The sequence below is a fragment of the Nonomuraea solani genome (genome assembly GCF_900108335.1).
Classification (GTDB): domain Bacteria; phylum Actinomycetota; class Actinomycetes; order Streptosporangiales; family Streptosporangiaceae; genus Nonomuraea; species Nonomuraea solani.
On sequence record NZ_FNVT01000036.1, the window covers coordinates 16,257 to 29,331 of the forward strand.

Annotated in this window: 9 protein-coding genes; 2 read left to right on the forward strand and 7 right to left on the reverse strand. The window is 71.6% G+C overall.

What is annotated here, in order from left to right; all coding sequences use genetic code 11:
* Positions 1-38: 38 nt before the first annotated feature.
* Positions 39-929, forward strand: coding sequence for an SDR family oxidoreductase (locus tag C4V41_RS56710; protein WP_103964370.1), 891 nt, complete (start codon positions 39-41; stop codon positions 927-929).
* Here the strand turns inward: C4V41_RS56710 and C4V41_RS56715 are convergent.
* The 7 genes from C4V41_RS56715 to C4V41_RS56745 all read right to left on the reverse strand — a co-directional run bounded on the left by C4V41_RS56715 (position 926) and on the right by C4V41_RS56745 (position 10,671).
* Positions 926-1,867 carry a helix-turn-helix transcriptional regulator gene (locus C4V41_RS56715; RefSeq protein ID WP_103964371.1) on the reverse strand — a complete coding sequence of 314 codons (942 nt, stop codon included), beginning with the start codon at positions 1,865-1,867 and terminating at the stop codon, positions 926-928. The two genes, C4V41_RS56710 and C4V41_RS56715, sit on opposite strands and share 4 nt — an antisense overlap.
* The gene (locus C4V41_RS56720; protein ID WP_200824961.1) at positions 1,849-3,432 is read right to left on the reverse strand and encodes a CocE/NonD family hydrolase; all 1,584 of its coding nucleotides are present in this window, start codon (positions 3,430-3,432) and stop codon (positions 1,849-1,851) included. The genes C4V41_RS56715 and C4V41_RS56720 overlap by 19 nt, the downstream gene beginning before the upstream one ends.
* Positions 3,433-3,489: 57 nt before the next feature.
* Positions 3,490-4,350: a DUF4394 domain-containing protein gene (locus C4V41_RS56725; RefSeq protein WP_103964372.1), complete on the reverse strand. Its 861-nt coding sequence runs from the start codon at positions 4,348-4,350 to the stop codon at positions 3,490-3,492.
* A gap of 115 nt (positions 4,351-4,465) precedes the next feature.
* Positions 4,466-7,963 carry a S8 family serine peptidase gene (locus tag C4V41_RS56730; RefSeq protein WP_103964373.1) on the reverse strand — a complete coding sequence of 1,166 codons (3,498 nt, stop codon included), beginning with the start codon at positions 7,961-7,963 and terminating at the stop codon, positions 4,466-4,468.
* Positions 7,964-8,068: 105 nt separating this feature from the next.
* Complete coding sequence (locus C4V41_RS56735) at positions 8,069-8,680, reverse strand: TetR/AcrR family transcriptional regulator (protein ID WP_103964374.1); 612 nt, start codon at positions 8,678-8,680, stop codon at positions 8,069-8,071.
* Positions 8,677-9,495 carry an oxidoreductase gene (locus C4V41_RS56740; protein WP_103964375.1) on the reverse strand — a complete coding sequence of 273 codons (819 nt, stop codon included), beginning with the start codon at positions 9,493-9,495 and terminating at the stop codon, positions 8,677-8,679. Before C4V41_RS56740 ends, C4V41_RS56735 begins: the two co-directional genes overlap by 4 nt.
* A complete protein-coding gene (locus tag C4V41_RS56745) occupies positions 9,496-10,671 on the reverse strand; it encodes a cytochrome P450 (RefSeq protein ID WP_103964376.1) in 1,176 nt (391 codons plus the stop codon).
* A 247-nt stretch (positions 10,672-10,918) separates the two neighbouring features.
* Between C4V41_RS56745 and C4V41_RS56750 the strand changes: the two genes are divergently transcribed.
* Positions 10,919-13,045 carry an anthranilate synthase component I gene (locus C4V41_RS56750; protein WP_103964377.1) on the forward strand — a complete coding sequence of 709 codons (2,127 nt, stop codon included), beginning with the start codon at positions 10,919-10,921 and terminating at the stop codon, positions 13,043-13,045.
* Positions 13,046-13,075 lie beyond the last annotated feature (30 nt).

Below are 13,075 nucleotides of genomic sequence, written 5' to 3' on the forward strand. Positions count from 1 at the left end.
GACATGAGATGTCGGCTTTCCGGGGCAGGATCGGGCGCATGATCGCAGTGGTGGCGGGTTCGACCCGCGGAACGGGACGTGGAATAGCGGTCGCGCTGGGCGCGGCCGGCGCGACGGTCTACTGCACCGGCAGGAGCACCCGGGCGGGACGCTCGGAGATGAACCGGCCGGAGACCATCGAGGAGACGGCCGAGCTGGTGACCGCGGCCGGCGGCACGGGCATCGCGGCCAGGACGGACCACCTGGACCCGGCCCAGGTCGAGGCCCTGGCCGCCCGCGTCGAGCGGGAGCAGGGGCGGCTCGACGTGCTGGTCAACGACGTGTGGGGGAGCGACCACCTCTGGCAATGGGACACCCCGGTGTGGAAACACGACATGGACAAGGGCCTGCGGCTGCTCCGGCTGGCCGTCGATACCCACATCATCAGCAGCCGGTATCTGATGCCGCTGCTGATCAGGAACGAGGGCGGCCTCGTCGTCGAGGTCACCGACGGCACCTGGTCCTACAACGAGACCCGCTACCGGGAGAACGTCTACTACGACCTGGCCAAGATGTCGGTCAACCGGCTGGCGTTCGCCTGGTCCAACGAGCTGCGCCCGCACGGCGGCACGGGGGTGGCGGTCACGCCCGGGTTCCTGCGCTCGGAGGCCATGCTGGAGGGCTTCGGCGTCACGGAGGACAACTGGCGTGAGGCCAAGGTGGACAGCGCGTGGATGGTCTCCGAGACGCCCGCGTACGTCGGCCGCGGCGTCGCCGCCCTGGCCCAGGATCCGGACCGGCGGCGCTGGTCGGGGCGGTCGGTCAGCAGCGAGGAACTGGCGGAGGCGTACGAGCTGACCGACGTGGACGGCAGCCGGCCGCGCGTGTGGAGCTACCTCACCGACGTGCGCGAGAAGGGCGGCGACACCGGCTGGGAGGCGTACCGCTAGCCATAGAGCGCGGCCATGCGGGCGGCCGCGCCGGCGACCAGCTCGCGCAGCTCCGGCGGGCCGAGCACCTCCGCCTCCGGCCCGAACCGCAGCACCTGCGAATACGCCACGGGCACCGACTCCACCGCCAGCCGCACGGTCCCGTCGGGTTCGAGTGAGGCCAGCGCGTCGTCGAGCGCGGCCGGATCGGCCACGTGCCGCAACATCCGCCGGCCGCGCTCGGTGAGCCGCAGCGTCACCACCTCCCGCAGCAGCGACCGGCTGAACTCGGCGGACTGCCCGCTCCAGAAGGCGGCCAGATCGAAATCGGGCTCCCGGTCGAAGACCTCGTCGAGCAGGGAGATCTCCCCGAACCGGTGCACCCGGAAGATCAGGAACCGCCCCTTGAGCCGGGCCGCCAGATACCAGACACCCGCCTTCAGCACCAGCCCGTACGGCTCCAGCGTGCGCGGCCCGCCCTTGTACGCCGTCGCGACCCGGCGGTCCGACCACACGGCCCTGGCCAGCGGCGCCAGCGCGGCCGGCGGCGGATCGTCGGCGGCGAACCAGCCCGGCGCGTCCAGGTGGAAACGCTGCGCCGCCGTCGCGGGCGCGTCCCGCAGGGCGGGGGAGAGCGCCGCGGCGGCCTTCAGCCGGGCCGTGGCGGCCACCTCATGCAACCCCATCTCGCGCAGCGCCGCCGGCACCCCCGACAGGAACAGCGCCTCGGCCTCGGCCCGGTCGAGCCCGGTCAGCCGGGTCCGGTAGCCGTCGACCAGCCGGTAGCCGCCGCCCCGCCCCCGGTCGGCGTAGACGGGCACGCCCGCCTCCGACAGCGCGAGCACGTCGCGGTGCACCGTGCGCTCGGACACCTCCAGCTCCTTGGCCAGCTCCGCCGCCGTCATCCCGCCCCGGCCCTGCAGCAGCAGGACCAGTGACATCAGCCTTGAGGCGCGCACAGCGGCAGCACCACGGCGGAGGGGCGGTCGGGGGAGTGGAACACCTCGACGTCGGCGGGCACCATCGCGCTGCCCGCGCCCAGCGGGTCGCCGGTGCCGTGGTTGCGGGCGATCGTCGGGTACGCCCCCGCCGCCACGTGCACCCTGATCCGGTGTCCGCGCCGGAACCGGTGCCCCATCGGCCACAAATCCACGGCCACCCGTTCAACGCCACCGGAGTTGCCGGGCCCGAGGCGGCGCACCCCCTCGCACACGTTGAGGGAGCGCCCGTCGGGATGCACGTCGCACACTCGCACCACCACGTCGACGGAGGGCGTGCTGGAGCGCACGAAGAGCTCCGCGCGGACCGGGCCGATCATCTCCACATCCGACTGTAGCGCGGCCGAGCTGTAGACCAGCACGTCCCGCCGCCGCTCCAGCCGCCGCTGGTCGCGCGGCCGGGAGTCGCCCAGCAGCACGGGCCCGCCGATCACCGGCGTCGGATGGTCCGGGTGGTAGCGGAACCGGTCCGGCTCGGCCGGGAGCGGCCCCTCGGTCCCGAGCCCGAAGCCGTGCTGCAGGTGCCAGCGCTGCTCCCGCATCCCGGGCACCGGCCAGTCGGCGTGGTCACGCCACTCCTCGGCCCCGGTCACGTAGACGCGCACCGGGTCGGGCCGCAGCCCGGACGGGTCGCCGAGCAGGTGGGCACGGAACCAGGCCGACGCCTCGGCCATCGTGGGCCGGCCGTGCCGGGAGTCGATGTGGTACCAGGGGCCGATCGTCAGGTATGGCCGCCGGCCCGCCGCCCGCAGCGCCGCGTAGTCCTTGAGCTGCCACGGCAGGAACACGTCGTACCAGCCGCCGAGCATCGTGACAGCCGCCTGCACGTCGCCCACCTTCGGCGAGAAGTCGCGCTTGTCCCAGTAGGGGCCGGCCGGGACGGCGTGGTGCGCGAGCAGGTCCTGGTAGAACCGCAGCGGCCGGCCGGCCGAGGCCAGGTCCAGCTCGGACATCGGCCGCCCGGACAGGACCGCCCGGCGCGTGAGCCGGGGCGCGGTCAGCACGGCCGCGCCGCCGACGAAGCGGCGGGTCATGCCGTCGGTGAGCGTGGTCCAGCTCAGCGCCGACTCCAGCGCGAACGCGCCGCCCACGTAGGCCGCGTCCCTGAACTGGGAGGCGGTGATCTGGGTGGCCATGGCCTTCAGCTCGGGCCCGGCGTAGGGCGCGATCGCCCACTGCGTGTAGCCCAGGTAGGAGGGGCCGAACATCGCGAACGAGCCGCCGTACCAGGGCTGTTCGCGCAGCCAGGCGACGGTGGCCAGGCCGTCCTCGTGCTCGTCGCCGAGCGGGTCGAGCAGGCCGCCGGAGCCGAAGCCGCCACGGCAGCTCTGGATCACGACGTGGAAGCCCTGACGGGCGAAGCCGCGGCCGTAGTACCAGCCGAGCAGGCCGCGGCGGCCGTAAGGGGAGCGCATCAGGATGACGGGGGCTCGCTCGCCTCCGGCCGGGGCGTAGTGGTCGGCCAGCAGCGTCACGCCGTCGGGCATCGGCACGGGGAGGTCCCGCTGAAGCCGCACGCGTCTCATGTACTAACCAGTAACATATGGCCCCCGGTATGCGGTAGCCCGGGGGCACCCCATTAACTACCGCGCCGGCTGCACGGCGATGTCGCTGACCTGACGGTTCATGGGGAACGTTCCAAGCACGGTCGCGGCGCCGGTCAGCGGGTTCACCGTGTAGAAGCGGTAGGAGCCGTTGACCTTGAGCGCGGCGTAGGCGGTGTTGGCCACCGTCACGCCCTTGCGCAGCTCGCTGTAGACGTCGAAGCCGGCGTCGGTGTCGGCGTCAACGCCCAGCTTGCCGGCCGGCGCCAGGTTGCCGGCGTTGGCCGGGGACTGCACCGAGACCTGGTCGCCCGTGGTGTCCACGTCGAACAGCGTCGTCGCGGTCGTGGCGTCGAGGTCGTTGTTGGTGTAGCCGGCGCCGGTCACGCCGAGCGCGGTCTGCGCGGCGGCGGGCGGCACGGGCGGGTTGGTGAGAGTGCCGTCGGTGGCGGTCGTGCCCGCGGCGGGGGCGCCGTTGGGGTCGTCGAGGTTGTGCCGCAGGTTCTGGCCGGCGTCGCTGATGACGCGCAGCCGGTTGGCGGCCGGGTTGAAGTCGACGCCGAACGTCTTGCCGCTGAGCGCCACGGTGAGCTTGCCCACCCTGGTGGCCTTGGCCCGGTTGTCCAGCGTGTAGATGCCGCCCTTGTCGCCCACCGCGTACAGCTTGCCGTTCTGCACCCGGTAGTCGATTCCGACGATCTTCATGTCGTCCTTGAGCCCGCTGACCCGGCCGGCCCGCTCCACCTTGCCAGGGCTGCCGGCGTCGAAGACGACCAGGTCGCCGGCCGTCGTCAGGCCCGTGACGCGCGGGCCCTCGTCACGGTTGCCGGCCTGCGCGGGCGTGGCCAGGACCGCGCCCGCGCCGAGTACCGCTACGGCGAGCGCCAGTTGCTTACGCATCAGATCTCTCCTTGAGTGGGTGTTGCCTTGCCCCTTCTTCGCTCGCCCGCCGCCCGTGGATGTCGGAAAATGGCGGAGCCCGCCCCGCCTGGAGGCGGAGCGGGCTCCTCATCGGTTACGGGGTCGCCTTGTCGGAGCGCTCCGAGATGCGCAGGGCGTTGACGATCGTCGCCCCCTGCCGCGTCGCGAAGCGCACGTTGAGCTGCCCGTCGGTCACCTTCACCGTGTACTGCCGCGTCACGGCCGTGTACGTGCCCGACTCCAGGGCCAGGTCCAGCGCCGGGATGGCGAGCTGCCCCTCGACGAGCACGTCGAAGACCCGCTGGCCCATCCGCATGTTCCTGATCTCGGCGAAGTCCAGCTCGACCGTGTACGTCCCGGCCGGGACGTTGTCGAACCGGTACTCCAGCATGCTCTCCCTGGCCGTCCTGAACAGCGCCTGGTCGGTGGTGCCGGCGATGGTCCTGGACGTGCTCTGCGTGCGGTTCTGGTTGGTCAGGTAGCCGTAGCTCCCCTGGACGTACTTCTTGTCCGGCGTCCAGGTGTCACCGAGGCTGTCGACCAGGTTCCTGGTGGCGCCCGTGTCGATGGCCACCTGGTGCCTGGGCACCACGACCGTCACCTTGACCTCGATGGTGGGCTGCCGGCCGCTGGCCGACTTGACCAGCAGCTTGCCCGCCTTGAACGTGCCCGGCGCCACGCCCGCGCTCGACACCGTCACCTTCAGGTCCACCGCCTGCCCCTTGGCCAGGTCACCGGCGGTCGGCGCGACCGTGAACCAGGGCTCGCCGGTCACCGTGTACGGCGTCGCCGAGCCCAGGTTCGTCAGCGACAGGCTCCGCGTACGGCTGGACTCCGCCGGCATGACCACCGTCAGCTCGGCCACCGACGCGCTCACCCGGCCGGTGACCAGCGCCGTGTCGATCCGGGTCACCGTCGCCGGCGCCACCGTGACGGGCTTGGTGAACGTGCCGTAGTGCTCCTTGGACACCTCGACGTTGTAGTCGCCGGCCAGCACCTGGCCGTAGAAGGCGCCGTTGTCGCCGGTCGTGAACGTGGCCACGTCGCCGATCTTGACCGTCGCCCCGGCGATCGGGTCGCCGTCGTTGGCGTCGGTGACCGTACCGGTGACCAGGCCGTGCCGGCTGGCCGTGAACGACAGGCCCTGCCCGGTGGACAGCGCCGGCTCCTCGTAGGAGTAGAGCAGCGCGTCGTTGCCGGCCGCGTTCTCGACGCCGACCGTGGCGCTGCCACCCTGGTCGCGGGCGCTCTCGATGTCCTTGTACCGGAACCCGATCGAGCCGTCCTCGCCCAGCAGCGCCGAGAACGACACCCGCTGGCCGCTCTCGCTGTAGAAGCTCACGTTGCGCCACTCGACGACGAACACCCGGTGCGGCGCCGTGCCCGTCACCGCCGTGTAGATCCCGGCCTGGGCGTCCACGATCAGGTCGTCCCAGAACGGGTAGACCGCGTTGTTCGGGGTGCCGGTGGTCGGGAGCCGGCCGTTGGCGCCGGTGGTGACGCGGTCGGTGGCGAACGTGACGTACCCGTTCGTGCCGATCCACGCCTTGCCGTAACCGGTGCCGTAGAACGGGACCGGGAAGGGCAGCGTGACCTGCGCGGCCTCGTCGTCGCCCGTCAGCGCCAGCTTCTCGGTGCCCGCGGCGAACGGCTGGGCGGCGCTCCTGCAGGTGTAGCCGAAGTTGTCGCCGCGCAGCGGCAGCTCGATGTCCTTGACCAGGTCACCGGCCACCGTGACGGCCGCCGTGGCGCCGCTGGAGCAGCGGGAGGCCGGCGTGACCCTCAGCTCGTACGAGCCGTGCGGCAGCGTCAGGCTGTAGCGGCCCGCGGCGTCGGTCACCCCGCTCACCGGCGTGCCCGCTGCCGTCACCGTCGCCCCGGCCTCGGGCGTGCCGGCCGTGCTGACCGTGCCGGAGACCACACCCGTGGGCAGCAGCGTCATCGGCACGTCCGCGGTCGCGGTCTGCTCCGCGGTGATCGTGACGTCGGCGCCCGCCGTGGCGTAGCCGAACTTCTCCGCGCTGAGCCGGTAGGCGCCGGGCAGCAGGCGCGGGATGGTGTACCGGCCGTCCGCGCCGGTCGTCACGGTGCGGTCCAGCGGCCCGGTGACGGTGATTTTCACCCCGGCCACGGGCCCGGCGGCCGCGGTGACGGCGCCGGCCAGGTCGCCCAGGCCGTCCCTGGGAGCGGCCGAGACGGCGGCGTAGGTGTCGAGCCTGCCCTCGCCCCAGACGTTGTTGTCGGTCGCGGTGCCGCCACAGCTCGTGTCGGAGACGTCCACGGCCGTGGTGTCCAGCAGCGGCCGGGTGGCCGCGATGTCGCCCACCAGGCCGGGCGACGCCGACCAGATCAGCGCCACCGTGGCCGCCACGTGCGGCGAGGCCATGGAGGTGCCGGAGAAGCTGTCGTAGCCGTTGCCGGGGATCGAGGAGCGCACGTTGACGGCGGGGGCCGCGATGTTGGGCTTGATCTCGCCGCCCTCGCCCTCGCCCTTGCTGGAACGGGCGTACAGGGCGTTGTTGATGTCGAAACCGCCCGCGCTGTACGTGGTCACGTACTGGCCGGGCGAGCCGCTGGTACGGCAGGCGGGCCCCTCGTTGCCGTTGGCGAACGCGGGGAAGATCCCGGCCGCGACCCAGGCGTCCACGACCTCCTTGTAGAACGGGTCGAACCCGTCACCGCCCCAGGAGTTGTTGACGATGTCCGGAGCCAGGTCGGGCCGCGGGTTCCGGCCGTTCAGGTCGGTGGGCGCCAGCATCCACTGCCCGGAGGCCAGCAGCGAGGCGTCGGTGCAGGTGTTGACCTCACAGCCCTTGGCGGCGATCCACTTCGCGCCCGGCGCCACGCCGATGCCGTTCGCGCCGGTCATCGTGCCCATCGTGTGCGTGCCGTGGTCGTTGTTGTCGCACGGCGCCGACGACGGGCAGACGCGCGCCGGGTCGAACCAGTTGTAGTCGTGGGTGAACGTGCCGTCCGGGTTCGTGCCCCGGTAGCTCGCGACCAGGTCGGGATGGTCGAACTGGGCCCCGGAGTCGATGTGGGCGATCACGATGCCCTCGCCCCGGTTGCCCAGCTCGTTCCACACGCGCGGGGCGCCGACGCGGTCGATGTTCCACTCGATCGCGTTGACCTTGGCCTCGGCCTTGCCCGAGATGGGCTTGGGCAGCGTGAGCGTGCGGACCGGGTCGAGGCGATCGACCTCGGGTAATTTGGCGATCTCGGCGGCGAGTTTCTCGTCGGCGGTGACCCGCACCGCGTTGACGATCCAGTAGGAGGTGTAGTCGGCGCTGCGGGCGTCGAGCAGTTTGCGCAGGCCCTCCTGAGAGGTCTTCGCGCGTTCGGTCTTCGCCTCGAAGACCTGTTCGGCCTTGGCGTCCTTGGTGGTGGCCCGGCGGGCGCCGCTCAGGTCGGCCGCCCCTTTCAACCGGACCCAGAAGGTGGCTTTGTCGTCCTGCGCGAGCTGCGCCTGGACGGCTGTATCGATCTTGCCGGGATCCGGCGCCGCCGCCTGTGCTGCGGCCTGGGGAACGAGAAGGCCGGCGGCGGTGATGATCCCGGTCAGGATCGCACGCCAGCGAGGGGTGTTCGGCACGTGCTCTCCTTCAATGACATGAAGCGAGGTGATCTTTACGCCTCTGTCGAGAAGGGTGAAGAGATCTTGTTCGGAAAGCAAGAGGTGCCGGGAAATGTAATCTGGTCAGGACCCCGCCCGATAGCCGACCTGCCGCAGGATCGCCAGGAAATACTCCTGGATGCGCTCGGCGTCCTCGTCGTCGGGATGGCCGTTGAGGTGGCCCAGCACCGCCGCCGACAACATCTCCTGCACCACGTCCACGTCGATCCCGGCGGGCAACTGCCCGAGGTCGCGGGCGCGGCAGAGCATCTCGCGCACCACCGCCTCCCGCCGCCCGCCGTTGACGTCCCGGTACGTCGTGATCAGCTCGGGATAGTCGTCCATGCTGCCGTTCACCCGGCGCAGCAGGCGGCGGTTGCGCGGCACCGCCAGATGCGCCGCCCAGTCGCCGAACATGTGCTCGATGCTCGGCCAGCCGGTGAGCCGGGGGTCGTCGTCGTGGTTGGCCCACTCCAGCGCGCGTACCAGCAGCGCGGTCTTGTCGGCGAACCTGCGGTAGACCGTGGCCCTGGTCACCCCGGCCCGCCTGGCGACCTGCTCGATGCTGGTCTGCGCCGCGCCGTGCTCGATGAGCAGGTCGAGCGCGGCGGTCAGGATGGCCGTGTCGGCCTCCTGGCTGCGCGGCCGGCCGGCCGGCCGCGCGGCCGGTGTCTGAGGGAGTAGGGATTCCGTCATGTTCGTCGGGTCACCATCTTGTCGTAGAGGCGGTCCGGCAGGATTCTATTGACCGTCAGCAGCAGCCTGGCCAGGTAGCCGACGGCGTAGCGGGGCCTGGGGTCCGGCGTGGCGACGATCCGCAGGATGCACCGCCCCACCACGGACGGCTCGGACGCCTTGCTGTCCGGCCCGAACCCCGCCTCGGTCTTGGCCGCCATCGCCTCGACCATCCTCTTGTACGGCCCCCGCCCCGAGAACGCCCGCAGCTCGCGCGGCGTGTCGTCCTGGAACTCCGTCTTGATGATCCCCGGCTGCACCACGACCACGTGCACGCCGAACCGCCCGGCCTCCTGCCGCAGCGAGTCCGAGTACGCCTCCAGCGCGTGCTTCGAGGCGTGGTACCAGGCGCCCAGGGGCAGCGCGATCTCGCCGCCGATCGAGGAGACGTTGACGATCGTGCCCGACCCGCGCTCGCGCATGTGCGGCAGGACGAGCTGGATCAGCCGGGCCGGGGCGAAGACGTTGACGTCGAACACGTGCCTGGCATGCGCGATCGGCACCTCCTCCGCCGACCCGTAGCCGCCGACGCCGGCGTTGTTGACCAGGACGTCGATGCGGCCGTGCGCGTCCAGCACGGTCTTGACCGCGCGTTCGAGGTCGGCGTCGCTGGTGACGTCCACCTCGAGGGGATGGCCGCCGGCGGCGCGGATGCCCTCCATCCGCTCCACGCGGCGCGCCACCCCGTACACGGTGTGGCCGGCGCCCAGCAGCTCCAGCGCGGCGGCGCGGCCGATGCCCGACGACGCGCCGGTCACCAGGCAGACCTTCCCCATCTACCGCACCTCCCACGTGACCGGCAGGCTGTGCACGCCGTGGATGAGCATGTCGTCGCGCAGCGGCACCTCGCCGGGGTCGGTGGCCAGCCGCAGCGTCGGGAACCTGGTGAACAGCGCGGGGAAGGCCGACCGCATCTCGACCCGGGCGAGCTGCTGGCCCAGGCACTGGTGCACGCCGTGCCCGAAGCCGAGATGGGCGCTGGTGTCGCGGCCCAGGTCGAGGCGGTCGGGATCGGGGTAGCGGCCGGGGTCGCGGTTGGCCGCCGGGATCGACAGGGTCACGCTCTCCCCGGCCCGCACCGTCTCGCCGCCCAGCTCGACGTCCTCCAGCGCGGTGCGTACGAGGAAGGGGACGATGCTGAGGTGGCGCAGCAGCTCCTCCACCGCCTGGTCGGTGTCCGTGATGAGGGCGGAGATCTCCGCCGGGTGGGTCAGCAGCGCGAACGTGCCCAGGGCGAGCATGTTGGCGGTGGTGTCGAGGCCGGAGCCCAGCAGCAGGAAGCCGATGTTGGCCAGCTCCTCCTCGGTCAGGTCGCTCCTGGTCAGCCCGCTCAGGATGTCGTCGGTGGGCTCGGCGCGCTTGGCCGCCACCAGCTCCTTCATGTGGAGCTGCACCGCGACGTAGGCCGCCGCCTTCTGCTCGGCCGGCACGTCGGCGCGCATGAGCGTCTCGCTCTCCGCCATGAACCGCTCGCGCTCGTCCTCGGGCACGCCCAGCAGCTCACAGATCACCACGGCCGGAATCGGCGCCGCGAACGACGCGACCAGGTCGGCCGGCGGGCCCTGCCGCTCCATGGCGTCGAGGTAGGTCTTGGTGATCTCCTCGACCCGCTCGGTCAGCAGGCGCATCCGGCGCACGGTGAACTCGCCGGTGAGCAGGTGCCGATAGCGGGTGTGCTCGGGCGGGTCGGAGGAGATGAACATCCCCGGCGGGGCGGGCTCGGCGGGACGGCCACTGGCCTCGGTGGGCCGGTGCCGCAGCTCGGAGCGGGCGCTGAACCGCCGGTCGGCCAGCACCTCGCGCACGAGGGCGTGACTGGTCACCAGCCAGCCCAGGTGCCCGTCGGGGTAGGCCATCCGGGTGATGGGCCGCTTCTCCCGCAGCCCGGCCAGCTCGGCGGGCGGATCGAACGGCGTGGGCCGCTCGGTGGGAATCGTGATCGCCTCGGTCATGTGAGGCCCCCTTTCGCTACGAATACAATACAGGTCTGTATTGTAACTCGGACTGGCGGGTCGCGTTGCGCGATCATGGTCCGGCGGTTACCCTTGCTCCTATGCGAACTCACGCTCAGCTCCAGTGGTGGCGCCGCTTCTAGGCGGCGCGTGTTTTCGCATTCCTCAACGGACGGCCGCCCCGGATGGCGGCCTTTCTCGTGTCCGCCCCCGGGGCTCGATCATGTGACGTGATAAGGGGCAGCAAGTGGAGACGAGCGGATATACCACCGCCGGGGGCATCGGTGTCGAACGCGAGGCACGCGAGGTGGACGAGGCCGCCCTCGAAGAGATCGTGACCGCGCTCGGGGAGCGCCGCGGGGGCGCCTTCTCCTCGGGCATGGACTACCCGGGCCGCTACAGCCGATGGGCCTTCGGCTACGTCGACCCGTGCCTCGAACTGGTCGCCAAGGGCCGCACCATCACGGCGACCGCCCTCAACGACCGCGGCCGGGTCGTGCTGCCCGCCGTCGCCTCCTGCCTGCTGGCCGCCGGCAAGCCGGTCACCGAGCCCACCGCCGACCGGGTCGAGGTGCACGTACCCGAGTCGGAGGAGATGCTGCCGGAGGAGATGCGCAGCCGCAGGCCCACCGTGTTCACCGCGATCCGCGAGATCATCGCCGCCTTCAAGGGCGACGACCCGCACCTCGGCCTCTACGGCGCGTTCGGCTACGACCTGGCCTTCCAGTTCGAGCCCATCAGGCAGGAGCTCGTCCGCCCCGACGACCAGCGCGACCTCGTGCTGCACCTGCCCGACCGCCTCGTCGTGATCGACCGGCAGCGCGAGACCAGCCTCGAGTTCCGCTACGAGTTCACCGTCGACGGCGCCACCACCCGCGGCCTGGAGCGCTCCGGCGAGACCGCGCCCCCGGTCACGCCCGCCGTGCCGCCCGCCGACCCGGTGAGGGGCGAATACGCCAAGGTCGTCGCCGCCGCCAAGGAGAAGTTCAAGCGCGGCGACCTGTTCGAGGTCGTGCCCGGCCAGGTCTTCCACGCCACCTGCGCCGACCCGTCCGGCTTCTACCGCGGCCTGCGGACCAGCAACCCGGCCCCCTACGAGTTCATCATCAGCCTCGGCGAGGGCGAGCACCTGGTCGGCGCCTCGCCCGAGATGTACGTCCGGGTCAGCGGCGACCGCGTCGAGACCTGCCCCATCTCCGGCACCATCGCCCGCGGCAGCAACCCGGTCGAGGACGCCGAGGCCATCCGCACGCTCCTCTCCAGCGTCAAGGAGGAGTCGGAGCTGACGATGTGCACCGACGTCGACCGCAACGACAAGTCGCGCATCTGCGTCCCCGGCACGGTCAAGGTCATCGGCCGCCGCCAGATCGAGCTCTACTCCCGCCTCATCCACACCGTCGACCACATCGAGGGCCGGCTGCGCCCCGAGTTCGACGCGCTCGACGCCTTCCTCACCCACATGTGGGCCGTCACGGTCACCGGCGCGCCGAAGACCTGGGCCATGCAGTTCATCGAGGACCACGAGGCCACCACCCGCAGGTGGTACGGCGGCGCGATCGGCTTCATCGGCTTCGACGGCTCCATGAACACCGGCCTGACCCTGCGCACCGCCCAGATCAGGAACGGCGTCGCGACCGTCAGGGCCGGCGCCACGCTGCTGTTCGACTCCGACCCCGAGTCCGAGGAGCGCGAGACCGAGCTGAAGGCCAGCGCCCTGCTCGGCGCCCTGGCCACGGTCAACCAGCCCGGCGCCGTCCCGGCCGCCGCGCCCAGGGAGCAGCCGGGCCTGGGCATGAAGGTGCTGCTCGTCGACCACGAGGACTCCTTCGTCAACACGCTGGCCGACTATTTCCGCCAGGAGGGCGCGGCCGTGGTCACACTGCGCCACGGCTTCCCGTCCACCATGATCGACGAGATCGCGCCCGACCTGGTCGTGCTCTCGCCCGGCCCCGGCTGGCCGACCGACTTCGGCATGTCGGCCCTGCTCGACCAGATCTACGCCCGCGACCTGCCGGTGTTCGGCGTCTGCCTGGGCCTGCAGGCCATGGTCGAGCAGGCGGGCGGCACGCTGGAGCTGCTCGACTACCCCGAGCACGGCAAGCGCGGCCAGGTCAGCCGCCTCGGCGACAGCGCGTTGCTCGACGGGCTGCCCGATGAGTTCACCGCGGCCCGCTATCACTCGCTGCACGCCAAGCGGCCCGGCGTGGTCGGTTTCACCCCGACCGCGCTCACGCCCGACGGCAACGTCATGGCCATCGAGGACCCCGAGCGGCGGCGCTTCGCCGTGCAGTTCCACCCCGAGTCGATCCTCACCCAGGACGGCGGCGCGGGCGCGAAGATCATCGCAAACGTGCTGCGTCTGTCCCGCAGGTAGGTAAAACCCGGGCGGGAGCGTGCGGAATGC

Bases quoted from the DNA above. Each gene is read 5' to 3' on its own strand.
- C4V41_RS56710 (WP_103964370.1), top strand. From the start codon at position 39: ATGATCGCAGTGGTGGCGGGTTCGACCCGCGGAACGGGACGTGGAATA.
- C4V41_RS56720 (WP_200824961.1), bottom strand. From the start codon at position 3,432: ATGAGACGCGTGCGGCTTCAGCGGGACCTCCCCGTGCCGATGCCCGAC.
- C4V41_RS56725 (WP_103964372.1), bottom strand. From the start codon at position 4,350: ATGCGTAAGCAACTGGCGCTCGCCGTAGCGGTACTCGGCGCGGGCGCG.
- C4V41_RS56735 (WP_103964374.1), bottom strand. From the start codon at position 8,680: ATGACGGAATCCCTACTCCCTCAGACACCGGCCGCGCGGCCGGCCGGC.
- C4V41_RS56740 (WP_103964375.1), bottom strand. From the start codon at position 9,495: ATGGGGAAGGTCTGCCTGGTGACCGGCGCGTCGTCGGGCATCGGCCGC.
- C4V41_RS56745 (WP_103964376.1), bottom strand. From the start codon at position 10,671: ATGACCGAGGCGATCACGATTCCCACCGAGCGGCCCACGCCGTTCGAT.